Here is a 22,937-nt window from a genome sequence, read left to right on the forward strand (position 1 = left end):
ACGCCCCGGCGGGCGGCCAGGGTGAGCGCGAGCCGGGCGGCGACCGCGGCGACGGCCGCCGCCACCGCGCCGTACGCCCAGCCCCGCCCGTACAGCTCGTCGAGCGCCGCGACCTGGGCCAGCAGCACGAACAGCAGGGTGATCACACCGAACGGCCCAATGTCCGACTGCTTCATGATCCGCAGGGCGTCGTCGGCGGGCTTGCCGCTGCCCAGGCCGTCGGCGGTGTCCGCGAGGCCGTCCAGATGCAGACCCCGGGTCAGCACGGCGGGCACGGCGGCCGAGGCGACCGCGGCGAGCAGCGGCCCCGAGCCGAGCAGCAGCAGAAGGGCGCCGGGCACCGCCGCGAGCAGCCCCACCACCAGCCCGGCGAACGGGGCGCAGAGCATCCCGGCGCGGGCGGCCTCGCGGTCCCAGCGGGTGACACGGACGGGGAGCACGGTCAGGGTGCCGAAGGCGAAACGGATGCCGTGGCTGTTCAGGGAGGTCACGGCGCGCAGGCTAATCGGTGCGCGGGGCCGATAGATTGCCCGTAACGCAACAAGCCATGACAGAAGTGGCATATCGGGAGTGGGTGGCATGGGTCACTGGTTCGATCAGAACATCGTCGAGCCGGGGAAGCTGCCGCTGCTCCTCGCGCTGGCCGCCTTCGTGCTCACCTTCGCGATCACCCGGTTCATCACCCGGATGATCCGGGCGGGCAAGGGCCCGTTCCGCAACATCACACCCGGCGGCATGCACATCCACCACGTGGTCCCCGGTGTGGTGCTGAGCGTCGTCGGCGGCTTCGGCGCGGTCGCCAGCGGACGGCACGGCGTCACCGCGGGGATCTGCGCCGTGATCTTCGGCATGGGCGCGGGGCTGGTGCTGGACGAATTCGCCCTGATCCTCCATCTCGACGACGTGTACTGGACCGAGGAGGGCCGCCAGAGCGTGGAGGTGGTGGTCCTCACCGCGGCGCTGGTGCTGCTGGTACTGGCCGGATTCTCACCGCTCGGCGTGAACGAGCTGAGCAGCGACGAGCAGCAGGGCAGAGCCGGTGTCGTCCTCACCCTGGTCGTCAACTTCTGCTTCGTGCTGATCTCCCTCTTCAAGGGCAAGGCAAGGCTCGCGGTCGTCGGCACGCTCGTCCCGTTCGTCGCGCTGATCGGGGCGATCCGGCTGGCCCGGCCGACGTCGATGTGGGCGAAGCGCTTCTACCGCCACCGGCACCGGGCCCGCGCCCGGTCGATGCTGCGCGCCTACCACCACGATGTGCGCTGGGTGGGCCCGCGGCGCAGATTTCAGGACCTGATCGGCGGCGCACCGGACCGGGTGCCGCTGCCCGGACGCAAGTCCTGATCCCGGCGCCGGTCCCGGCGGGTCGCGCGGACGCACAGCACGAGGACCGCACCGATCGCCACCAGGTGCTCCTTGCCCGCCAGATTGTCCTTCACGAACACCTCGGCCACCATCGCCGCGATCACCAGCGCCCCGGTGAAGCGGGCCCGGTAGACGTAGCAGACGTAGACGGCGAGGCCGACCACCGCCGCGGACGGGCCGGTGTCCACGACCCGGGCGTCCGAGGCCGGCAGTCCGCACAGCGAGTCCGGGCCGAGCGCCACACCGATCCGCGCGTACAGCGTCCCGGCCAGCGTCGCCACGTACGCGATCAGCAGCGTCCGCCACCGGCCCAGACAGATCTCGGCGGTCCCGAACACCACCAGGATCTGCACCAGCGCCCCCCAGACCGGCAGGTCCAGTGCCGGTACGAACAGCGACAGGGGGGTACGCAGCAGGGCCGCCCACAGCGGGTCCTCGGCCCGTACCGCCCCGAGGTGGTGCACCGCCCCGAAGCCCCACGGCTGGTTCTGCACCACCTGGAGCAGCGCCGTCAGGCAGACCGCGGCGATCGTCATCGGGATCGCCCGCAGCCGCTGGACGGCGAGTGTCGCGCGTACGGTCCGCAGCAGCGGACCCCACTCATGGCGAGCTGCCCCGCACAGCACGCGCACGGGTCTCATCCATCTGCTCCCAGGTGCGAGCGGTGCAGCCACTTGGGCAGACCGGGTGCCTCCAGGAACCCTTCGGCACGCCCTGCCGCGAGGCCGATGCGCAGCAGGTCCGAGCTCTTCTCGAACAGCATGAAACGCGGCTCCCAGATCGGTCGGTACTTCGCGTTGGCGCGGTACAGCGACTCGATCTGCCACCAGCGCGAGAAGAAGCTGAGCATCGAGCGCCACAGCCTCAGCACCGGTCCGGCGCCGAGCCGTGAACCGCGTTCGAAGACGGACCTGAACATCGCGAAGTTCAGCGAGACCTGAGTGATCCCGATCTCCTCGGCGCGCTGGAGGAGCTCGATGACCATGAACTCCATCAGCCCGTTCTCGGACTCCCGGTCCCGGCGCATCAGGTCCAGCGAGAGGCCGTTCGGCCCCCACGGGACGAAGCTCAGCACGGCGCGCAGCTCGCCGGGCGCACCGCCCTCCCCGGCCGGGGCGTCCCGGCATTCGAGCATCACGCACTGCCCGTCGGCCGGATCGCCGAGCCGGCCGAGCGCCATCGAGAAGCCGCGTTCGGTCGCCCCGTCGCGCCAGTCGTCCGCGCGCCGCACCAGTTCGGCCATCTCCTGCTCGGGGATGTCCGCGTGGCGGCGGACCGTCACCTCGTACCCGGCGCGCCGGACCCGGTTGTACGCCTGACGGACGGTCCGCATCGCCCGCCCTTCGAGGGTGAACTCGGCGGTCTCCACGATCGCTTCGTCGCCCAGCTCCAGGGCGTCCATGCCGTGCCGCGCGTAGACCGTGCCGCCTTCCTCGCTCACCCCCATCACGGCCGGGATCCAGCCGTGCTCGCGGGCCTCGGCCAGCCAGGGATCGATCGCCCCGGGCCAGGCCTCCGGGTCCCCGATGGGGTCACCGGAGGCGAGTGAGACCCCGCCCACCACCCGGTAGGTGACGGCCGCCTTCCCGGTCGGGGACCATATGACGCTCTTCTCCCGGCGCAGCGAGAAGTAGCCGAGCGAGTCCCGCTCGCCGTGCTTGTCGAGCAGCGTCCGGAGCCGGGCCTCGTCCTCGGGGGTGATCGGGTCGACGGCCCGGCGGGCCCGGAACGCCGCGTACACGACGGCGACCAGCAGCAGTGTGGAGAGCACGTTGATGGTGACGTTGACCCAGCCCGGGGTCTCGATGCCGGGGAAGGCGGTGTCGTTGTCGGCGATCGAGATCAGCCTCAGCGCCCCGTAGCGCCAGCGGTCCAGGAAGGGCGCGCGGTTGCCGTGGGGCGCGGTGTTGGTGAGGGTGACCAGGCCCGCGGCGATCAGCGAGGTGATCAGCAGCCCGCCGACCGCGACCGCGGCCGCGAGCTTCGGGTTGGACCGGTCGCCCTTCGCGTAGAACTCGCGCCGCCCGAGGATCAGCGCCAGGAAGAAGGCGGCGGTCAGCGTCAGCGAGATCCAGTTCTGCGGATACTGCCGGACCTCCGGGAACCAGATCACCAGGGCGAACAGGAGCAGCAGCAAGCCGCTCACCACCATGTTCACGATCCAGGCGGCCCGCTTGCGGCGGCGCATGGTGATCGCCAGGAAGAGCGCGACCACACCCGAGGAGAAGCCCGCGGTGAGCAGATAGGGAGTGAAGAAGTTCTCGGTGTTGTGGCGGCGCAGATCATTGCCGAGGGTGACCCAGACGGCACTCAGGAAATTGATGAACGACACGACGCGCAGGTACCAGATGGTGAATGCCGCGCTGCGCCGTGACCGGACGGTGCTCGGTGACCGGACGGTGTCCCGCCCGGATTCCTCGGTGGACAATCGGACCTCTCCCATGAAAAGCGATCATATGGTGCATCGCACTGCATGAGGGACCGTGCTGCGGCCGGTGTTCAGCGGCCGCAGCACCGCCGGTCCGTGAGCCTCAGGTCGCGTCGCCGTACGCGGCGGCGGCCTGGGCTCCCTCGTCGGCGTCGTCCTCCTCCTCGGCGACGGGTTCGCGTTCGGGCAGCTCCGCCGCGAGTGCGGCAGCGGCCCGGACAAGCGGAAGTGCGAGCAATGCCCCGCTTCCTTCCCCCACGATGACGCCGTGGTCCAGCAAGGGGTTGAGTGCCATCCGGTCCAGCGCCTTGGCCTGCGCCGGCTCACCGCTCGCCTGACCCGCCAGCCACCAGTCCGGCGCCCGGAAGGCCGCCCGCTGGCCCACCAGCGCACAGGCCGCGGAGACCACACCGTCCAGGATCACCGGCAGCCTGCGCACCGCGCACTGCAACAGGAACCCGGTCGCCGCCGCCAGATCCGCGCCGCCCACCGTGGCCAGCAGCTCCATCTGGTCGCCGAGGACCGGCCGGGCCCGCCGCAGCGCGTCCCGGATCGCCGCACACTTGCGCATCCACGCCAGGTCGTCGATCCCCGCACCGCCGCGCCCGGTGACCACCGAGGCGTCCGTACCGCACAGCGCCGCGATCAGCGTGGCCGCGGCCGTCGTCCCGCCCACGCTCAGGTCGCCGAGCACCACCAGATCGGTGCCCGAGTCGGCCTCCTCGTCGGCGATCGCCATGCCGAGCCGTACCGCCCGTTCGGCCTCCTCGGCCGCCAGCGCGTCCTCGACGTCGATCCGGCCGCTGCCGCGCCGCACCCGGTGACGGACCACCGACTCGGGCAGCAGCTCCGGATCGCAGTCCAGACCGGCGTCGACGATCCGTACCGGTACGGAGAACTGCCGGGCCAGCACCGCGAGCGGCGTCGCGCCGTCCAGCGTGGCCCGCACCAGCTCGTGCGCCGTCCCGGCCGCGCGCCCGGAGACACCCAGCCCGGCCACCCCGTGATCACCGGCGAAGAGCACCACGCGCGGCTGCTCGATCGCCTTGACCGGTACGGACTGCTGTGCGGCCGAGAGCCATTCGCCCAGCTCGTCCAGGCGGCCGAGGGAGCCGACGGGAACGATCATGCGCTCCCGGCGTTCCTCGGCATCGCGCCGTACGCCGCCGTCGGGGCGTTCGATCAGGTCGGAGAAGTCGTCCAGATTCACGGGGATCTGCCTCGCGGGTCGATGCGTCGAGTGGGCCGGTGAGCCCGGCGGCGGGCTCACTGCGGAACAGTACCCGCCGCCCTTTCGGCACCCGGCCGGTACGAAGCCCCTTCCCCGGCCCGCGGTCAGCCGCGCAGGACCAGCGCCTGCCCGGCCACCACCAGCAGCACCTGTTCGCACTCGTCGGCGAACGCGGCGTTCAGCCGGCCCAGCTCGTCCCGGAAGCGCCGCCCGGCGGCCGTCGCGGGAACCACGCCCGAGCCGGTCTCGTTGGTCACGGCGACGACCGTACGGCGCGTTGTGCGCACCGCCGCGACCAGCTCGGCGGTCCGCTCCCGCAGGGCGCCCTCGCCGCGCTCCGCCCACGCCGCGTCGTCCCAGGCGTCCACCCGGTCCATCGCGTCGGTCAGCCACAGCGACAGGCAGTCGATCAGGAGCGGGGGCCCGTCCGACGCCAGCAGCTCCGCCAGCTCACAGGTCTCCTCGGTGCGCCAGGCGGCCGGCCGGCGCTCCCGGTGCAGGCCGATCCTGGCCGCCCACTCGGCGTCCCCCTCCCTGCCGCCACCGGTCGCCACGTACACCACCTCGGGGAAGGTCTCCAGGCGCCGCTCGGCCTCCACCGACTTGCCCGACCGGGCCCCGCCCGTCACCAGCGTGCGCCGCGGCACTCCCACCACCGCCCCGTACTCGCCCAGCACCAGTGTCGTCCCGTCCGGCACGGCCCGCGCACCGGCCGCCGCGAGCCGCCGGTCCAGCTCGGCGCCGGGCGGTGCGTCATGGCCCAGGTGGACGGCCACGATCTCGGTGGCCGGGCCGATCGCCCCCGCGGCCCGCAGCCGCGCCACCGCGTCCGGCCGCCCCACCACATCGCAGGCCACCAGGTCGTACGGCTCCGCGACCCGGTCCGTGAGCCCGGCGGGCGCGGCCCCCGGCGGCAGGTACAGCAGCCGCGCCCCCTCCGGCCCGGTGACCTCGTACCCCGTCCCCGGCGCGTCCATCGGCACCGCCCGCACCCGGTGTCCGCTGATCAGCGTCAGCACCCGCCCGTCCGGCACCCGTCCGGCCGGGGGCAGCCCGGCGGGCAGCTCCACGGCGGGCCCGTCGTGCGGATGGGTGAGGAGCACCTGCCGCACGCCGGTGAGCGGGTGCCCCGCACGGGCCGCGGCGAACACGGCCCCCGGAGTGAGATCGAGCAGCAGCGCGTCGTCGACCAGCAGCGCGGTCGACGCCCGCGCGCGCGCCCCGCGGGCGACGGCGCAGGCGGCGCAGGGACATTCGGGCCGCGGCAGCCCGTCGGGGGCTCCGGTGCCGAGCAGAGTCAGTTCCACGGTTCCGATCCTCCCGCGTCCGTGCGGCCAGTGCGCGACCTGGGGCGTCCGGACCGGGTCCCCGCGCCGGGCCCAGGCACTAGGCTCGGGGCAGCAAAGCGACCCAGGAGGCGGACATGGCGTGGACGTGGCGGTTCGAGAAGTCCGACGGTACGGAGACGGAACCGGCCCTGCAGCCGGAGGAGTTCACCACCCAGGGCGACGCGGAGTCCTGGATCGGTGAGTACTGGAAGGAACTCCTCGACGGCGGGGCGGACCAGGTGACGCTCTTCGACGACTCGACGAAGATCTACGGCCCCATGAGCCTCCAGGCCGACCAGGGCTGATCCCGATCCCTCGTGCGGGGCGCCGCCCGGCGCCCCGCACGACGACGGCCGTCAGGGCCTCCGTCCGTCCGGACGAAGGACCCTAGATCTCGCCCAGGGTGACCTTCGCCGTCTTCTCCACCCCGCTGCGCACATAGGTCACCGTGACCTTCTGACCGGGCTTGTCCGAGGCCAGCGCCTCCGACAGGGAGGTGATCGTGGTGACCGGCAGATCGTCGATCCTGATGACGATGTCGCCGACCCGCAGCCCCGCCTTCTCCGCGGCGCCGTCCCGGGTCACGCTGACCAGCGCCACCCCGGCCGGCTGATAGGTGTCGTCGACGACCGTGCGCCCGCTGATGTTCAGGGCCGCCCGGCCCGAGTCGGTGACCTTGCCGCTCTTGATGATCTGGTCGGCGACCGTCTTCACCATCGAGACCGGGATCGCGAACCCGATGCCCGGCGCCGCGCTGCCGCCCAGCTCCGGGTCGGTCGCCGCCAGGGTCGGGATGCCGATCACCTCGCTGTCCAGGTTGACCAGCGCGCCCCCGCTGTTGCCCGGGTTGATCGCGGCCGAGGTCTGCACCATGTTCGCGATCGTCGCGCCGGTGCCGCCGCCCGCGCGGCTCTCGCTGACGGTCCGGCCGAGCGCCGAGACGATGCCCTGGGTGACGCTGGAGGACAGGCCGAGCGGCGAGCCCATCGCCAGCACGATCTGCCCCACCTCGACCTTCTCCGAGTCGCCGAACTTCGCGGGCTTCAGCCCGCTCGGCACATGGTCGAGCTTGATGACGGCCAGATCCTGCTCCGGATAGGAGGCCACCAGCGTGGCGGCCTGCACCTTCTCGCCGGTGGCGGTGGTGACCTTGAAGTTCTTCTCGCTGCCGACCACATGGGCGTTGGTGACGATATGGCCCTTGGTGTCGTAGACGATGCCGGAGCCCAGGCCCTCGGAGGCCTCGATCTGCACCACCGACGGCAGCACGTTCTTGATCACGGCCTGGTATTCGCCCTGCAGATCACCGGCCGCCGGAGCGGACGGAGCGGGGGAGGAGGAGTCCGATCTGCTGGGACCGGACCTCGACGAATCGGAGGCCCCGTCCGAGCAGCCGCTCACCAGGGCGAGCGCACAGACACCTGCGGTCACGGGCAGCAGCAGCCGGCGGGCAAGGCCGCGGGAGTGGGAAGCATCCATGTCCGGATTATTGCTTTTGGTCCGATTTTCGGCCTGTCGGGCTCGGCCGGGCGGGGCGTGGAGCCGGACGGCCCCGGCGCCCCGCTCCCGCTCAGCCCCGTACGCCGCACAGATGCAGCAGCGCGGCCACCCGGCGGTACGGATCGGTCCGCCCGGCCCGGTCCTCCGCGGCCAGCACCTGCTCCAGTTCGGCGGCGGCCGGCAGCTCCACGTCGTTGCTCACGTTGTCCGTGAAGACACGCACCCCGTACCAGGCGTGCAGGGGGGCCGCGATCCCGGCGAGCGTGGACGTCAGGGCGTCCAGCCGGTCGGCCCGCACCGTGAGGCCCAGCCGGTTGGTGTACGTGTCCGTGTCGAAGGCGGCCAGCGCCGCGCTCCAGTCCCCGGCGGTCCCGGGGCGCATCGCCAGCGCGTCCGCGTTCCGCACGAGCAGCGAGAGCAGCCCGCCCGGGGCCAGCATCCGGGCCAGGCCCGCCAGCATCGCGTCCGGCTCCCGCACGTACATCAGCACGCCGTGGCAGAGCACCACGTCGAAACTGCCGGGCAGGAAGTGCACCCCGGTGTCCAGGCCGTTGCCCTCGATCAGCCGGACCCGCTCGCGGATGCCCGCGGGCTCGCCGCCGAGCGCCTCCTTGGCCACCCGCAGCATCTCGGGATCGGACTCCAGACCGGTCACCGTGTGACCGGCCCTCGCCAGACGCAGCGCCTGGGTGCCCTGGCCCATGCCCACGTCGAGCACGCGCAGCCGCTGGCCGACCGGGAAGCGGGCCGCTATCTGCTCGTCCAGCTGCCGGGCCACGAGCTCCTGGCGGACGGTGTTGCGCAGCCCGCCGAGCCCCTTCAGCCACACCGAGGAGGCACCGGAGAACCCGGCGACGGGAACGGCATCAGCCGGCCGGCCGGCGGACGGACCGCCGACCGAGCCGGAGATGTGCGTACTCAGGGCCGCTCTCCACGCTTGACCTGCGGCTTCGGCAGCCGGAGGCGACGCATCTGAAGCGTGCGCATCAGGCCGTAGGCGACCGCGCCGCGCTTGGGCGTATCGGGGAAGCGTGCGTTGAGCTGCTTCTTCAGGCGGAACGAGAGACCGATCGAGTCGACGACGATCAGCACGATCACGATGAGCCAGAGCAGCAGCGAGATGTTCTGGATGTTCTGCACCTGGATCACGCTCAGGATCAGAATGATCACGGCGAGCGGCAGGAAGAACTCCGCGATGCAGAAGCGCGAGTCCACGTAGTCGCGGACGAAGCGCCGCACCGGGCCCTTGTCACGAGCCGGTAGATAGCGCTCGTCGCCACTGGCGAGCGCCTCACGCTGCTTGGCCATGTCAACACGGCGCGCTTCGCGCTGCCGCTTCATGGCCTCCTTGCGGTCGAGCGGCGCGCCACTGGAGGCACGACGGCGCTGCGACTGGGCGTCGCTGCGCTTGGGGGTGGGGCGACCCTTGGGAGCCTGCGGGTCGCGGGGCTGCTTGGAGAGGTCCGCCGTCACCTTGCCGGTGGGCGCCTTCTCTTCCTTAGAACGGCTACGGAACACAAGGCCCAAGGGTACGGGTTCGATCGCCCCGACCCCAGGCCGGTCGGGAACGATCCGGCAACGGCCTGCGTCCTCGCAGGTGTACCGAGGTGTCCGGTACGGACGCCGGTACGGACGACGGAACCGGGTTCCCCTGACCTCCGCCTACTCCCTGGGCCGGAGCGGTGGCCCGGTGCAGTCGTCCTTGGGGAGGAGCACATCCGTGCTCGAACAGTGCGGTAATAGAGGCAGGGCCCGTAGTGTGGGTTCTGTTGGAGTGCTGGAGCTCAGTCCGTCAGAAGGGGGCGCGCGAAGCCCATGAGCGGTGTCATGAAGCGTATGGGGATGATCTTCCGCGCGAAGGCAAACAAGGCCCTTGACCGGGCCGAGGATCCGCGCGAGACCCTCGATTACTCGTACCAGAAGCAGCTCGAACTGCTTCAGAAGGTACGCCGCGGTGTCGCCGATGTGGCGACCTCGCGCAAGCGGCTGGAGCTGCAGCTGAATCAGCTGCAGGGGCAGTCGTCCAAGCTGGAGGACCAGGGCCGCAAGGCGCTCGCGCTCGGCCGCGAGGACCTGGCCCGCGAGGCGCTGTCCCGGCGTGCCGCGCTCCAGCAGCAGGTCACCGACCTGGAGACGCAGCACACCACGCTGCAGGGCGAGGAGGAGAAGCTCACCCTCGCGGCCCAGCGGCTGCAGGCCAAGGTCGATGCCTTCCGCACGAAGAAGGAGACGATCAAGGCCACCTATACCGCTGCCCAGGCGCAGACCCGGATCGGAGAGGCCTTCTCCGGGATCTCCGAGGAGATGGGCGACGTCGGCCTGGCGATCCAGCGGGCCGAGGACAAGACCCAGCAGCTCCAGGCACGGGCCGGTGCGATCGACGAGCTGCTCGCCTCCGGCGCCCTGGACGACCCGACCGGCACGGCGAAGGACGACATCGCCGCCGAGCTGGACCGGATCTCCGGTGGTACGGATGTGGAGCTGGAGCTCCAGCGCATGAAGGCCGAGCTGGCCGGCGGCTCCACCCCGCAGCAGGCGATCGAGGGCGGCCCGCAGGACGCCGCCCAGCAGCAGCAGTCGCAGTCCCCGCACAGGTTCGACAAGAGTTGAGGCGGCGTCATGATCGTACGGATCATGGGGGAGGGCCAGGTCGCACTGGCCGACAGTCATCTTGCCGAGCTCGACGGGCTCGACGACGAGCTGCTCGCCGAGATGGAGAGCGGTGACGGACCGGGTTTCCGGGCCACGCTCCACGCGCTCCTGGCCAGGGTGCGCGAACTCGGCACAGCCCTGCCCGACGACTCCCTGGAGCCGTCCGACCTGATCCTTCCGGCGTCCGACGCGACCCTCGAAGAGGTGCGCGCCATGCTCCGCGACGACGGTCTGATCCCCGGCTGACGCCGGTCGTTTCTCCAGCACCCGCACGCACCCGTGCCCCGGGTCCGGTCCGCCGGACCCGGGGCACGGGTGCGTCCGCGGCGGGCCCGGCCGCCGCTCCGCGCACCCCCCGCGGCACCCGGCCCGATTCCCGCGACACGCCGGGACGCAACCTTGACGGCACGCCGTAACGTAGCTCGACGTGACCACCCTCGGAACCGGGGTTCTGCGCAGCCGGCACTGGCTGCGCGACCATCCCCTCGCGCTGGACGCCGCGCTGGCCCTGGCCGTACTGGTGGCCATGATCACCGGATCGTTCGCCCACCCGGTCGCGGGGGAGGGGCTCGCCATCGGCCACCGCACGCCCGCGGTGAGCAGCGTGCTGCTGATGGTGTGCGCGGCCGTGGCGCTCATCTGGCGGCGGCGCAATCCCGTGGCCGTGCTCTCGGTCACCGCCGGGCTGACCGTCGTCGAGCTGGTGCGGTCCGATCCGCCCACCCCCGTGGTCGTGAGCACCGTGATCGCGCTGTACACCGTCGCCGCCCGCACCGACCGGCCCACCACCTGGCGGGTCGGCCTGCTGACCATGGCCGCGCTGACGGCGGCGGCGATGCTCTTCGGCCGCGCGCCCTGGTACAGCCAGGAGAACTTCGGGGTCTTCGCCTGGACCGGCATGGCGGGCGCCGCGGGGGACGCCGTCCGCTCCCGGCGCGCCTTCATCGACGCGATCAGGGAACGGGCCGAACGGGCCGAGCGCAGCCGCGACGAGGAGGCCCGGCGGCGGGTCGCCGAGGAGCGGCTCCGGATCGCCCGTGACCTCCACGACGTCGTCGCCCATCACATCGCCCTGGTCAACGTCCAGGCCGGGGTGGCCGCCCACGTCATGGACCGGCGCCCCGACCAGGCCAAGGAGGCGCTGGCCCACGTCCGGGAGGCCAGCCGCTCCGCGCTCGACGAACTGCGGGCCACCGTCGGCCTGCTGCGCCAGTCCGGCGACCCGGAGGCGCCGACCGAACCCGCCCCGGGGCTCGCCGTCCTCGACGACCTGGTCGACACCGTCCGCCGGGCCGGGCTCCCCGTCGAGGTGGTCTACGCCGACCGGCGGCCCCCGCTGCCCGCGGCCGTCGACCTGGCCGCGTACCGGGTCATCCAGGAGGCGCTGACCAACGTCCGCAAACACGCGGGACCCGGGGCGAAGGCCGAGGTGAGCGTCGTACGGGTCGGGAACACGGCCGAGATCACCGTGATCGACAACGGCTCCGGCGGCGGCCCCGACGGCGACGGCGGCGGCCATGGGCTGCTCGGGATGCGCGAACGCGTCACCGCGCTCGGCGGCACCCTCACCGCCGGGCCCCGCTACGGCGGCGGATTCCGGGTCCATGCGATCCTGCCCGTCGAGGCCCGCACCGTGGAGCCCGGGGAGCCGGGCGCGGCGGGCCGTACGGGGGAGAACGCATGACACCGCCCATCAAGGTGCTGCTCGTCGACGACCAGGCACTGCTGCGCAGCGCGTTCCGGGTGCTGGTCGACTCGGAGGCCGACATGGAGGTGGTCGGCGAGGCGGCGGACGGCGCGCAGGCCGTGGAGCTCGCCCGCTCGACCCGCGCCGACGTGGTGCTGATGGACATCCGGATGCCCGGTACCGACGGACTCGCCGCGACCCGCATGATCAGCGCCGATCCCGGCCTGTCCGGCGTACGGGTCGTCATGCTCACCACCTTCGAGGTGGACGAGTACGTGGTGCAGTCGCTGCGGGCGGGGGCGTCCGGCTTCCTCGGCAAGGGGGCGGAGCCGGAGGAACTGCTCAACGCCATCCGGGTCGCCGCGGGCGGCGAGGCGCTGCTCTCACCGGCCGCGACCAAGGGCCTGATCGCCACCTTCCTCGCGCAGGGCGGCAGTTCGGACGGGGACGGGCCGAGCGCCGCGGAGTACTCCGAGCGGCTCGCCGCGCTCACCGGCCGGGAGCGCGAGGTACTCGTCCTGGTCGCCGGCGGCCTCTCCAACGACGAGATCGCCGAGCGGCTCGTCGTCAGCCCGCTCACCGTCAAGACCCATGTGAACAGGGCGATGGCGAAGCTGGGCGCCAGGGACCGGGCTCAATTGGTGGTAATTGCCTACGAATCCGGCCTGGTGCGCCCCAGGGTGGAGTGACGGGTGGAGATACGGCGTACTCCACCTGCGGTATGCGCGCCCTCAGGAAGCGACCTGGGACCGACGCTTTCGCCCCTGCCCGTAGGACATCGTGTTACTGGGCCGGGTCTGTCCCCCAGCCGCCCGCCCACCTGCCGCGTAAGCCACAGAAGAGAGACCCACCCATGTCCTGGCTGTCCAGATTCAGCCTCGCGCAACGGGCCCTGATCGGACTGATCTCGATCGTCGCGCTCGTGTTCGGAGCGATCGCGATACCGCAGCTCAAGCAGCAGCTGCTGCCCACCATCGAACTCCCGATGGTGTCGGTCATCGCCCCCTACCAGGGTGCGTCCCCCGACGTGGTCGAGAAGCAGGTCGTCGAGCCGCTGGAGAACTCCGTCAAGGCCGTCGACGGAGTCACCGGCATCACCTCGACCGCCAGCGAGGGCAGCGCCGTCATCATGGCGTCCTTCGACTTCGGCAGCGAGGGCACCAAGCAGCTCGTCGCCGACATCCAGCAGGCGGTGAACCGCGCCCGCGCCCAGCTTCCCGACGACGTCGACCCGCAGGTCATCGCCGGTTCGACGGACGACCTCCCGGCCGTCGTCCTAGCCGTCACCTCCGACAAGGACCAGCAGGCGCTCGCCGACCAGCTGGACCGCACGGTCGTCCCCGCCCTGGAGGACATCAGCGGCGTCGGCCAGGTCTCGGTCGACGGTGTGCGGGACCTCCAGGTCTCCATCACCCCCGACGACAAGAAGCTCGCCGCCGCCGGTCTGAACGCCATGACGCTCTCCCAGGCGCTCCAGGCGGGTGGCGCGACGGTCCCCGCCGGTTCCTTCTCCGAGTCGGGCAAGAGCCGCACCGTCCAGGTCGGCGGAGCCTTCACCTCCCTGAAGCAGATCGAGGACCTGCGGGTCACCCGCAAGGACCCGGCGACGGGCAAGCCCGGCACGCCGGTCCGCGTCGGTGACGTCGCCGAGGTGAAGCAGGAGCCGTCCACCGCGGTCTCCATCACCCGTACCAACGGCAGGCCGAGCCTCGCCGTGATGGCCACGATGGACAAGGACGGCAGCGCCGTCGCCATCTCGGACGCGGTCAAGGACAAGCTCCCCGACCTCCGCAAGGACCTCGGCGCCGGTGCCGAGCTGACCGTCGTCTCCGACCAGGGGCCCGCCGTCTCCAAGGCGATCTCCGGTCTGACCACCGAGGGCGCCCTCGGTCTGCTCTTCGCCGTCATCGTGATCCTGGTCTTCCTCGCGTCGCTGCGCTCGACCCTGGTCACCGCGGTCTCCATCCCGCTCTCCGTGGTCCTCGCGCTGATCGTGCTCTGGACCCGCGACCTCTCGCTCAACATGCTGACGCTGGGCGCGCTCACCATCGCGATCGGCCGCGTCGTCGACGACTCGATCGTGGTCCTGGAGAACATCAAGCGGCACCTCGGCTACGGCGAGGAGCGCCAGTCGGCGATCATCACCGCGGTGAAGGAAGTGGCCGGCGCGGTCACCTCCTCGACCCTCACCACGGTCGCCGTCTTCCTGCCGATCGGCCTCGTCGGCGGCATGGTCGGCGAGCTCTTCGGCTCCTTCTCCCTGACCGTCACCGCCGCCCTGCTGGCCTCCCTGCTGGTCTCGCTGACCGTGGTCCCCGTCCTGTCGTACTGGTTCCTGCGCGCACCCAAGGGTGCCGTGGAGAACCCGGACGAGGCCCGTCGCAAGGCCGAGGAGAAGGAAGCCCGCAGCCGGCTCCAGCTGCTCTACATCCCGGTGCTGCGCTTCGCCACCCGGCGCCGCATCACCAGTGTCGTCATCGCCGTCGCCGTGCTCTTCGGCACCTTCGGCATGGTCCCGCTGCTGAAGACCACCTTCTTCGACCAGGGCGAGCAGGAAGTCCTCTCCATCAAGCAGGAGCTCACCCCGGGCACCAGCCTGGCGGCCGCCGACCAGGCGTCCAAGAAGGTCGAGAAGGTCCTCGCCGACGACAAGGGCGTCAAGGACTACCAGGTCACCGTCGGCTCCTCCGGCTTCATGGCGGCCTTCGGCGGCGGCACCGGCGCCAACCAGGCCTCCTACCAGGTCACCCTGAAGGACTCGTCCGACTACGACGCCGCCCAGAAGCGCATCGAGAAGGCCCTGGGCAAGCTCGACGGCATCGGTGACACCACCCTCTCCGGGGGCGACGGCTTCGGCAGCCAGAACCTCAGCGTCGTGGTCAAGGCCGCCGACGGGGACGTGCTCAAGAAGGCGTCCGAGGAGGTGCGCGCCGAGGTGGCCAAGCTCAAGAACGTCTCCGACGTCCAGAGCGACCTCGCGCAGAGCGTCCCGCGGATCTCGGTCAAGGCCACGCCCAAGGCCGCGGAGGCCGGTTTCGACCAGACCGCGCTCGGCGCGGCCGTCGCCGGAGCGGTGCGCGGCACCCCGTCCGGCAAGGCGATCATGGACGACACCGAGCGGGACGTCGTCATCAAGTCCGCCCACCCGGCCACCACGATGGCCGAGCTGAAGAACCTCTCCCTCGGCCCGGTCAAGCTCGGACAGATCGCCGATGTCGAACTGGTCCCCGGACCGGTCTCGATGACCCGGATCGACGGGCAGCGCGCCGCGACGATCACCGCCAGGCCGCTCGGCGACGACACCGGCGCGGTCGGCACCGACCTCCAGAAGGCGGTCGACGGCCTGAAGCTCCCGGACGGTGCCACCGCCACCATCGGCGGCGTCACCGAGGACCAGTCCGACGCGTTCGTGAAGCTGGCCCTGGCCATGCTGGCGGCGATCTCGATCGTCTTCATGCTGCTGGTCGCCACCTTCCGGTCGCTCGTCCAGCCGCTGATCCTGCTGGTCTCCATCCCGTTCGCGGCGACGGGCGCCATCGGCCTGCTCGTCATCACCGGCACCCCGATGGGCATCGCGGCGATGATCGGCATGCTGATGCTGATCGGCATCGTGGTGACCAACGCGATCGTGCTGATCGACCTGATCAACCAGTACCGCAAGCAGGGCATGGGCGTCGTCGAAGCGGTCATCGAGGGCGGCCGTCACCGGCTCCGCCCGATCCTGATGACCGCACTCGCGACGATCTTCGCCCTGCTCCCGATGGCGCTCGGCGTCACCGGCGAGGGCGGCTTCATCTCGCAGCCGCTCGCGGTGGTCGTGATCGGCGGCCTGGTCACCTCGACGCTGCTCACGCTGCTCCTGGTGCCGACGCTCTACGCGATGGTGGAGCTCCGCAAGGAGCGCCGCGCGAAGAAGAAGGCGGTCAAGCGGGCGCAGAAGGCGGGCCTGCCCGTCCCGGCGGAGCCGGAGGAGAGCGCCTCCGAGGCCCGGGAGGCCGAGCCCGCCCAGGCCTGACCCGGCACGACGAGCGGGCCCTGTCCCACGCATCCGCGTGGGACAGGGCCCGCTCCATTTCTCCAGGGCTCCTTGCCGGTCGGAGACCGGCGGGCTCTCAGGCGGCCCCACTGAGCGCCTGGACGATCCGGAGCCAGGTCTCCCCGTGCGGATGGACGTGCCGGCTGCTGAGGGCGAGGATCTCCCTCAGCAGCCGGGCACGGATCACCTCGGGTGCGCGGGGGACGAGCGTGGCCAGATCCTCCGGTTCGACGTCGTCGACAGCCCCGGCGAGGACCATGCCCGCCTGGGCATGGGTGAGGGAGGACAGCTTGTCGTCGAAGACCTCCCCCTCGACGGCCGCCGCGTGCAGCAGCGCATTGCTGTCCTCGGCCGCCAACGCCCTTTCCACATAAGCCTGGAGGGCGTCGCGGTCCTCGACGAGGCGGTAGGCGGCGTCCAGCCCTTCGGTACGGGCGATATCGAGGACGGCGACGTGCGCGAGCGGGGTGGACTGGGGCGGCGCGGTGGTGAGGAGACGGGGGTGTTCCTGGAGGAAGGCCCGCGACTCCGCCCAGTCGGCGCACTCCACCCACTCCGCCAACTGTTCCGTGAGGATCAGCGGGTCGTACGCGGCGGTCACGCCGTGGGTGAGGACGGCCCTGCGGAGTGCGGCGTGCAGCTGAGCGGTGCGGGGATCCAGGAACGCCAGCTCGTCGAGGGCCGTCGCCGCCTCCTCGCTGCTCAGCGCGTCGGCATTCCGGGACCAGACATCGCGCGACTGGGGCCAGTTGGGCGCGAACATCCAGGAACCGACGAGGTCCAGGGTCTCCGGTGACAGGGCGAGCCAGGCCGGTGCGGAGGTGAAGGTCTCCTCCTCCCACATGGTGCGCACGGCCTCGGCGTCGCCGTGGGCACGAAGCGCCCGCCGGGCCCGCACGGTCGCGACGTCCCCGCCGCCGTCCGGCGCGGGGTCCTCGTCGAGGAAGGACACGAGCGCCTGTACGCCGGTCGACGCCCGGGGACCGGGACAGTCCAGCAGGAAGACGCTCCGCTCGACACCGAGACGCCGGGCGGTCGGGGCGTGGGCGGAGGCGAACGCCTCCACGGCCTCGTCGAATTCCCGGACCGCCGACGCGCGGTCGTCGATGCGGACGAGCGCCTGGGCCAGGTCGGTGAGCGCGGAGATCAGGGCGCTCTCGAAGGCGGCGGGATTCTCCAGCGCCAGGGTCCGGTAGGCGGCGACCGCTTCCTTCGCCGTGCTCACGGCTCCTTCGTCGTCGTGGTTCAGTCCCAGGTGCCTGCCGAGGCCATGGAGGGACCGGGCCAGATCCGGAAGGAAGGCCTCGCCCTGTCCGACGACGATCTCCCGCAGGAGACGGGCGCCCTCCTGCGCCGGTGACAGCGCCTCTTCCCGACGGCCGACATCGGCGAGATTCTGCGCGAGTGAGCCGAGAGCGACGGCGAGGGCGGGGCGGTACGCGGCGGGGTTCTGCGCCGCCAGTTCGCGATAGAGGGCGACGGCCTCCTCGGCCGCCCTCAGCCCCGCCGCGGGGTCCCCGATGCTGTTGAAGTGGTTGCCCAGGTTGTTGAGGGTGGTGGCCAGGCCGGGGCGGAAGGCATCCGGCTGCCGTGCGGCGAGGTCGCGATGGATGACAAGGGCCTCCTGCGCCGCGTCGAGCGCCCCCGAGACGTCGCCCACGTACGCGCGGTGCGTGCCGAGGGTGTTGAGCGCGGTGGCGAACTCCGAGCGGAACGGGATCGGATCCTGTGAGACGAGCTGCCGGTAGACGCCGACCGCCTCCTCGATGTGGGGCAGGGCGGCAGCGGACTCCCCGGCAGCGGCGAGGTGCGAGGCGAGGTTGTGGAGAAAGCCGGCCAGACGGGGGAGGGACACGGCCTGATGGTGCGCGGCCAGCTCGCGCTGGACCCGTACGGCTTCGCGTGCGAAGGCCAGGGCGGTGGCCCGGTCCCCGGCGTCGGCCGTCCGGTTGGCCAGGGTGTCCAAGGACAGGGCGAGGTCCGCGCGGAAGGCCTCGGGATGCTCCACGGCGAGTTTGGCGTGCAGGCGGGCGCACTCCTGCGCCGGGGCGAGCGCGCCCTGACGGTCTCCGGCTTCGGCGAGCCGGTCCGACAGGCTGCCGAGGGCGTCGGCCAGGCCGGGCCGGAAGGCGGCCGGGTGACGCGCGGCGAGCGCCCGGTAGATGCCCACCGCCTCCTGAGCGGAAGCAAGGGCCCCTTCCCGATCTCCGGCGTAGGCACGTTCCACGGACAGATTGTGCAAGGAGACGGCCAGACCGGGCCGGGGAACCGCGGGGTGGTGCTCGGCCACGCCTCGCTGGATGCGGACCGCTTCCTCGGTGTGGGCCAGTGCGTCCGTGTGCGCACCGAGGTGGCTGAAACAATTGGCCAGGTTGAGGACGGCGGAGGCCAGTTCGCTCAGGAACTCGTCGGGGTGCTGTGCGGCGAGCTCGCGGTGGATACCGACCGCTTCCTCGGCGGGTGGCACCGCCTCCCGAAGCTGCCCGACCTCGCCCAGGTGCACCGCCAGATTGCCGAGGGCCCCGGCAAGACCGGGGCGGAACGCCTTCGGACTCCGCGCGATGAGTTCGCGGAAGATGTTCACGGCCTCCTGGGCGTACGCGAGGGCCTCGCGACGGTCACCGAGGTCGGCCACGCGATTGCTGAGGGCCACGAGGGACGATGCCAGACCCGGGAGCGACGCGTCGGCGCCGGAACGGACCAAGGCCTGCTGGATCCGCACCGCCTCCCGGGCGGGGGCCACGGCCCCGCTCCGATCGCCGGTGGCGGCGCAACGGCCGGCGACGATGTGCAGGGCACCGGCCACTGCCGCGCGATGAGCTCCGGGAGACAGCCGCTCCAGCTCCTCCCAGAGTGACAACGCCTCCTGGGCCGCGCCCAGCGCACCGTCCAGATCGCCTTCCGCCCCGAGCCGCGCGGAGAAGTGATGCAGCGCCTGGGCCAGAAACGGCGCCGTGTCCGCCCCGCCCCGCTCCACCAGCTCCCGCAGCATCCCGATCCCCGGCGCACCCGCCCGCGCCGCGTGCCGCGCCAGCCCTCGCAGCACATACGGGTCGGCCGCCCCCCGGTCGCCGCCCACCGCTCGCCGCTCGATGTGCGCGACGAGCGCGGCCACCACCACCTCACCGGCCTCGGCGCCCCCCGGCCCCGACCGCCCCGCGAGGCAGGACACGAACTCGCGGTGGTACAGCCGGTACACCGCCTGCCCGTTCTCCGCGTCCTCGACGATGTAGCGGCCGTACTCGGACAGCACCCAGCCCACGTCGCTCTCGTCGTACGGCACGTCACGGCCGCCCAGCGCCCCCGCGACCTCCTCCCACACACCCCCGGCGGGCATGCCGCGCCCGACCGACCACGCCAGCGCGGTCAGCAGATCCCGTGCGGCGGACGGCAGTTCGGCGCCGTCCTCCCGGACCCGCACCGGCCCCGCCCGCAAGTCCTCCTCGAACGCGGCCTCGATGGAATCCGGCAGGCCGGACAACCACGGCTCCTCGTCGGCATCCCCCGACGCCCCCGCCAGCAGCGAGCCCACCACCAGCCGCGCGAACAGGAACCCGCCGCCCACCGCCGTGGCCCGCGCGGCCACCGCGTCGCCCGCCGCCCGCGCCCGCTCCCGCGGAACCCCGGCCGCCGCGCACCGGCGGAACACATACGCCCCGATATCCTCCTGCGTGTGCGGCTCCCGCTCCAGGTCCGCCGTGGTGACGCCCGCCCCGATCAGCCGGGCCAGCGCGTCCGGCAGGGTCTCGTCCCCCTGCCCGTCCTCCTCGATACGGCTGCGGAACGCCCGGTCGCGGGAGCCGAGCAGGACCCGGCCAGTCCGGCTCAGCGGGAAGACCAGCTCCTCGATCATGGCGCGGGTGTGCTCGGCCGGTACTTCGTCCAGGCCGTCGAGCACCAGCACCGGCTGCGGGGACAGCTCACGCAGCTCGCCCCGGAAGTCGTCCGCGTTGCGGGGTTCCGGCAGTCCGAGCTGCCGGGCCAGCTCCGAGGCCGCATGGAGAGGGCTCAGGCCCCGCAGGTGGACGGAGGCCAGAGAGCGGTCGGGGCGGAGGCCCGGGTCCGGGTCGTCCTCGCGCAGGCCCCCGTGCGCCTCGGTCTCCTCCCGCTGCACGGGATCGGTGAGCGTCGCGATCCGGCCCAGCACGGCCGACTTGCCGCAGCCCGCCGGACCGGTCACCAGGAAGAGCCCGGCACCGCCCGCCTCCAGCCATGCGACGATCCGGCCCAGCACCTCCTTCCGGCCCGTGAAGAACCAGCCCTCCTCCTGGTACCCGACCCCGCGCGCCGCGAGTACCAGATGCTCCACCAGCCGGGCGGGCGCCCCGGGCACGTGGCGCGGGTTGGGGAAGACCGGCCGACCGGTGCCGAGGGCGGCGGGCACCGGTGTCCGGCCCTCGCCGCGCCATCGCTCGCCCAGCGCGGCCAGCAGGTCCGGGCCGCTGACCAGCGCGTTGTGGGCACTCCAGGCCGAGCGGTACTCGGTGGTGGCGGGGCCGGACCTCAGCACCTCCGTCAACGCGGTGAGCAGGGGGCCGCCGCCGTCCGATGTCTCGTCGCGCCGGCAGCTCGCCATGATCCCGAACCACTTGGCCCGGCCGGGCGGTGCGGACGCGGCCGCCCAGCGCCGCAGGGTCTTCTCCAGACCCCGGCCCACCGCGTCCCCCGCGTGGCAGGCGTCGATGACCACCAGGATCTGGTCGGCGCCCGACGCCACCGCGTCATCGACCAGCGTCTCGGCCGAGACGCCCCGCCTGAGGGCGCGTGCGTCACGCGTCACCTGCTCGACATCGAGATCCAGGTCGCAGAGCGCGAGACGCAGCTCGTCGTCGATCAGCACGCCGTGCCCCGACCAGACGATGATCGCGGGCTTCGCCGCCCCCGTCTCCCGCCAGCCCTCGCTCCAGGCGGTGAGGGCTCCGTCGAAGGTCGCCCAGGACGGGTTCCCGCCGCCCACCACCCGCGTCGCGATCCCCAGACCTTCCAGCAGTCCGGCGATCCCCTCCATCTGGGCCACCGCCCCGGTCAGCCGGGGGAAGCTCCGCTCGTCGGCGTACTCCTCGCACGCCACGCACAGCGCCGTCCCCACCGGCTCGCGTCCGTCCTCGCCCGCCATGCCCGTCTCACTCACCATCGTCCGACCCGCTCTCCTGTACCAGCACCAGCGCGGTCATCACGACATGGCCCGCGTTCCCCGTACTCACTCGCACCCGGTGCGGCCCCGCCGGCAGCCCGGTCAGGCGGGCCAGACAGCGGCCCCCGCCCAGGTTGTTCAGCGTCCGCGCCGGTCCGTTCCCGGCCGTCGCGAAGACGGCTACCCGGTCATGGCCCGGTATGTCCGGCGGGACCGTGGCCCGCAGCTCGTACACCTCGCCCTCGACGATCGCGTCCGGGGCGTCCACCACCAGCGGGACCTCCGCGTCCTGCGGGCCGCGGTGGACCGGCGGGTCCGGGGTGAGCCAGTTGTAGAGGGCCTGGCGCAGTGCCGTGTTGTTCTGGAGCGAGCCGTGTCTCTCCCAGGGCGTGTACGCGGGCCGCCGCGCCGCGCCCACATGGGCGCTGGAGAGCCTGGGCACGCGGCCGTCGCCGCCCTCGTCGGTCCCGTCGATCGTGAGCAGCGCGGTCAGCTTCCCGCCCCGCACCTCGGCGGTGGTCGGGGTCGGCTGGAGCACCCCGCTGATCGGTACGTACTCCACCCCGTACGCCGCCCCCGTACCGGACTCCCGCAGCGTCTCGTGGAAGCGGGCGGCGTCCCCGAGCAGTGCCGCGTCGGTCCCGGGCAGGCCGGTCACCTCACGGGCGTGGCGCAGCGGCTCGCCCGGCGCGGTGATCAGCGCGGCGTAGTCGGGGACGAGCTGGTGGAGGGAGGGAAGGCCGCGGGCCAGCGCGGTGAGGCCCATACCGGCCGGGCCCACCCCGTCGACCAGGGAGAGCAGGGCGTCCAGGGAGCCCCGGTACGGGGTCCCGAGCGTGATCACGCGGCGGGTGACCTCCGCGCCGCCGCACCGCTCCACGTACTGGCGGGCGACCAGGCCACCCATCGAATGGCAGAGGAGGACCACCCGGGCCTCCGCCCGCTCCGGCGCCGAGCCCCGCCAGCGGCCCAGCTCCTCGTCCACCCGCTCGGCCAGCCGGTCCGCGCTGTGGCGGCAGGAGAGCCGCCAGTCGTAGGCGAAGCCGATCAGATTGGCCGGGGCGTCCGCCGCGTCCCGTTCGCCCCGGCGCCGGAGCGTGAAGTGGCTCTCCAGCCACTCCAATAAGCCGTCGTAGCCGTCCACGAGCGTCCCGATGCCCAGCAGTCCGTGCAGGTCGCGCATCGGGCCGAGCGGGCGCACACCGTCGCCCGGGTGCTCGTCGCCCAGGTCCGGGGGGAGCGTCAGGCCCTTGACGGACCGGCCGAACGTACGGATCCCGCGCAGGAGGGCCGGGCCCGAGAGGCCCCAGACCTCGCGCCCCTCCGCGTCCGCCAGCCGGCTGCCGAGAATGCCCGGGACGACGACCACCATGTCGTCGACCCGGCTGCGAGACGTCATGTGGCGCCGTACCCCCGTGAATGTGCGCTGTCGCCGTGGAGGAAACAGCGTAATTACGGAGAAGGCCGTTCGGGTGCCATATGGAGGAAACCAGGCGCCTCGGGATGTTCCGTACCCGTACCGGAAGCGGAGGCCCCGGTCCGTCGGCGTCCGCCGGGCGTACCCGTACGAGAACGGAAG

At 72.4% G+C, this 22,937-nt stretch carries 17 protein-coding genes; 7 read left to right on the forward strand and 10 right to left on the reverse strand.

What is annotated here, in order from left to right; translation table 11 throughout:
* Window positions 1–491 (reverse strand): adenosylcobinamide-GDP ribazoletransferase (locus GA0115234_RS20600; protein WP_141718447.1); only part of this gene is annotated, 491 nt, incomplete at its 3' end.
* A gap of 88 nt (window positions 492–579) precedes the next feature.
* On the opposite strand from GA0115234_RS20600, the gene GA0115234_RS20605 reads away from it, so the two are divergent.
* Window positions 580–1,341: a hypothetical protein gene (locus GA0115234_RS20605; protein ID WP_093543766.1), complete on the forward strand. Its 762-nt coding sequence runs from the start codon at window positions 580–582 to the stop codon at window positions 1,339–1,341.
* Here GA0115234_RS20605 and GA0115234_RS42375 read toward each other — a convergent pair.
* The 4 genes from GA0115234_RS42375 to GA0115234_RS20625 form a co-directional block, all read right to left on the reverse strand.
* Window positions 1,284–2,003 carry a hypothetical protein gene (locus tag GA0115234_RS42375; RefSeq protein ID WP_161275623.1) on the reverse strand — a complete coding sequence of 240 codons (720 nt, stop codon included), beginning with the start codon at window positions 2,001–2,003 and terminating at the stop codon, window positions 1,284–1,286. The genes GA0115234_RS20605 and GA0115234_RS42375 overlap by 58 nt on opposite strands.
* The gene (locus GA0115234_RS20615) at window positions 2,000–3,805 is read right to left on the reverse strand and encodes a phosphatidylglycerol lysyltransferase domain-containing protein (protein ID WP_176729223.1); all 1,806 of its coding nucleotides are present in this window, start codon (window positions 3,803–3,805) and stop codon (window positions 2,000–2,002) included. The genes GA0115234_RS42375 and GA0115234_RS20615 overlap by 4 nt, the downstream gene beginning before the upstream one ends.
* Window positions 3,806–3,893: 88 nt before the next feature.
* Complete coding sequence (cobT, locus tag GA0115234_RS20620) at window positions 3,894–5,000, reverse strand: nicotinate-nucleotide--dimethylbenzimidazole phosphoribosyltransferase (RefSeq protein ID WP_093543770.1); 1,107 nt, start codon at window positions 4,998–5,000, stop codon at window positions 3,894–3,896.
* 125 nt (window positions 5,001–5,125) lie between these two features.
* Window positions 5,126–6,328 carry a bifunctional adenosylcobinamide kinase/adenosylcobinamide-phosphate guanylyltransferase gene (locus GA0115234_RS20625; RefSeq protein ID WP_093543772.1) on the reverse strand — a complete coding sequence of 401 codons (1,203 nt, stop codon included), beginning with the start codon at window positions 6,326–6,328 and terminating at the stop codon, window positions 5,126–5,128.
* Window positions 6,329–6,444: 116 nt separating this feature from the next.
* On the opposite strand from GA0115234_RS20625, the gene GA0115234_RS20630 reads away from it, so the two are divergent.
* The gene (locus tag GA0115234_RS20630) at window positions 6,445–6,654 is read left to right on the forward strand and encodes a hypothetical protein (RefSeq protein ID WP_072483289.1); all 210 of its coding nucleotides are present in this window, start codon (window positions 6,445–6,447) and stop codon (window positions 6,652–6,654) included.
* A gap of 82 nt (window positions 6,655–6,736) precedes the next feature.
* On the opposite strand, the gene GA0115234_RS20635 is transcribed toward GA0115234_RS20630, so the two are convergent.
* From GA0115234_RS20635 to GA0115234_RS20645, 3 genes are all read right to left on the reverse strand, one after another.
* Window positions 6,737–7,828, reverse strand: coding sequence for a S1C family serine protease (locus GA0115234_RS20635; RefSeq protein ID WP_093543774.1), 1,092 nt, complete (start codon window positions 7,826–7,828; stop codon window positions 6,737–6,739).
* Window positions 7,829–7,919: 91 nt separating this feature from the next.
* Window positions 7,920–8,678: a class I SAM-dependent methyltransferase gene (locus tag GA0115234_RS20640; protein WP_176729224.1), complete on the reverse strand. Its 759-nt coding sequence runs from the start codon at window positions 8,676–8,678 to the stop codon at window positions 7,920–7,922.
* An 89-nt stretch (window positions 8,679–8,767) separates the two neighbouring features.
* Entirely contained in the window at window positions 8,768–9,367 is a 600-nt protein-coding gene (locus GA0115234_RS20645; RefSeq protein WP_093543776.1) for a DUF3043 domain-containing protein, read from the reverse strand.
* 309 nt (window positions 9,368–9,676) lie between these two features.
* Between GA0115234_RS20645 and GA0115234_RS20650 the strand changes: the two genes are divergently transcribed.
* The 5 genes from GA0115234_RS20650 (at window position 9,677) to GA0115234_RS20670 (ending at window position 16,203) form a co-directional block, all read left to right on the forward strand.
* Window positions 9,677–10,459, forward strand: a complete 783-nt coding sequence (locus GA0115234_RS20650) for a PspA/IM30 family protein (protein ID WP_093543778.1) — start codon at window positions 9,677–9,679, stop codon at window positions 10,457–10,459.
* A gap of 9 nt (window positions 10,460–10,468) precedes the next feature.
* Window positions 10,469–10,747: a PspA-associated protein PspAA gene (locus tag GA0115234_RS20655; RefSeq protein ID WP_093543780.1), complete on the forward strand. Its 279-nt coding sequence runs from the start codon at window positions 10,469–10,471 to the stop codon at window positions 10,745–10,747.
* Between the two features lie 181 nt (window positions 10,748–10,928).
* The gene (locus GA0115234_RS20660) at window positions 10,929–12,185 is read left to right on the forward strand and encodes a sensor histidine kinase (RefSeq protein ID WP_093543782.1); all 1,257 of its coding nucleotides are present in this window, start codon (window positions 10,929–10,931) and stop codon (window positions 12,183–12,185) included.
* Entirely contained in the window at window positions 12,182–12,877 is a 696-nt protein-coding gene (locus GA0115234_RS20665; protein WP_093543784.1) for a response regulator, read from the forward strand. Before GA0115234_RS20660 ends, GA0115234_RS20665 begins: the two co-directional genes overlap by 4 nt.
* Before the next feature lie 164 nt (window positions 12,878–13,041).
* On the forward strand, window positions 13,042–16,203 hold the full coding sequence (locus GA0115234_RS20670) for an efflux RND transporter permease subunit (RefSeq protein WP_093543786.1): 3,162 nt from the start codon (window positions 13,042–13,044) through the stop codon (window positions 16,201–16,203).
* A 97-nt stretch (window positions 16,204–16,300) separates the two neighbouring features.
* Here GA0115234_RS20670 and GA0115234_RS20675 read toward each other — a convergent pair whose 3' ends face one another.
* Together GA0115234_RS20675 and GA0115234_RS20680 are read right to left on the reverse strand one after the other, a co-directional pair.
* Window positions 16,301–21,358 (reverse strand): caspase family protein, encoded by a 5,058-nt coding sequence (locus tag GA0115234_RS20675; RefSeq protein WP_256088757.1) that lies wholly within the window; start codon window positions 21,356–21,358, stop codon window positions 16,301–16,303.
* The gene (locus GA0115234_RS20680) at window positions 21,348–22,757 is read right to left on the reverse strand and encodes a lipase/acyltransferase domain-containing protein (RefSeq protein WP_093543790.1); all 1,410 of its coding nucleotides are present in this window, start codon (window positions 22,755–22,757) and stop codon (window positions 21,348–21,350) included. The genes GA0115234_RS20675 and GA0115234_RS20680 overlap by 11 nt, the downstream gene beginning before the upstream one ends.
* Window positions 22,758–22,937: the final 180 nt, after the last annotated feature.

It is taken from the genome of Streptomyces sp. DvalAA-43, from assembly GCF_900091725.1.
Lineage (GTDB): Bacteria > Actinomycetota > Actinomycetes > Streptomycetales > Streptomycetaceae > Streptomyces > Streptomyces pulveraceus.

What these genes read in the sequence shown, in the direction of transcription:
- GA0115234_RS20605 (WP_093543766.1), top strand. Translation starts at nt 580, where the DNA reads ATGGGTCACTGGTTCGATCAGAACATCGTCGAGCCGGGGAAGCTGCCG.
- GA0115234_RS20680 (WP_093543790.1), bottom strand. Translation starts at nt 22,757, where the DNA reads ATGACGTCTCGCAGCCGGGTCGACGACATGGTGGTCGTCGTCCCGGGC.
- GA0115234_RS20675 (WP_256088757.1), bottom strand. Translation starts at nt 21,358, where the DNA reads ATGGTGAGTGAGACGGGCATGGCGGGCGAGGACGGACGCGAGCCGGTG.
- GA0115234_RS20650 (WP_093543778.1), top strand. Translation starts at nt 9,677, where the DNA reads ATGAAGCGTATGGGGATGATCTTCCGCGCGAAGGCAAACAAGGCCCTT.
- GA0115234_RS42375 (WP_161275623.1), bottom strand. Translation starts at nt 2,003, where the DNA reads ATGAGACCCGTGCGCGTGCTGTGCGGGGCAGCTCGCCATGAGTGGGGT.
- GA0115234_RS20665 (WP_093543784.1), top strand. Translation starts at nt 12,182, where the DNA reads ATGACACCGCCCATCAAGGTGCTGCTCGTCGACGACCAGGCACTGCTG.
- GA0115234_RS20630 (WP_072483289.1), top strand. Translation starts at nt 6,445, where the DNA reads ATGGCGTGGACGTGGCGGTTCGAGAAGTCCGACGGTACGGAGACGGAA.
- GA0115234_RS20670 (WP_093543786.1), top strand. Translation starts at nt 13,042, where the DNA reads ATGTCCTGGCTGTCCAGATTCAGCCTCGCGCAACGGGCCCTGATCGGA.
- GA0115234_RS20615 (WP_176729223.1), bottom strand. Translation starts at nt 3,805, where the DNA reads ATGGGAGAGGTCCGATTGTCCACCGAGGAATCCGGGCGGGACACCGTC.
- GA0115234_RS20635 (WP_093543774.1), bottom strand. Translation starts at nt 7,828, where the DNA reads ATGGATGCTTCCCACTCCCGCGGCCTTGCCCGCCGGCTGCTGCTGCCC.
- GA0115234_RS20655 (WP_093543780.1), top strand. Translation starts at nt 10,469, where the DNA reads ATGATCGTACGGATCATGGGGGAGGGCCAGGTCGCACTGGCCGACAGT.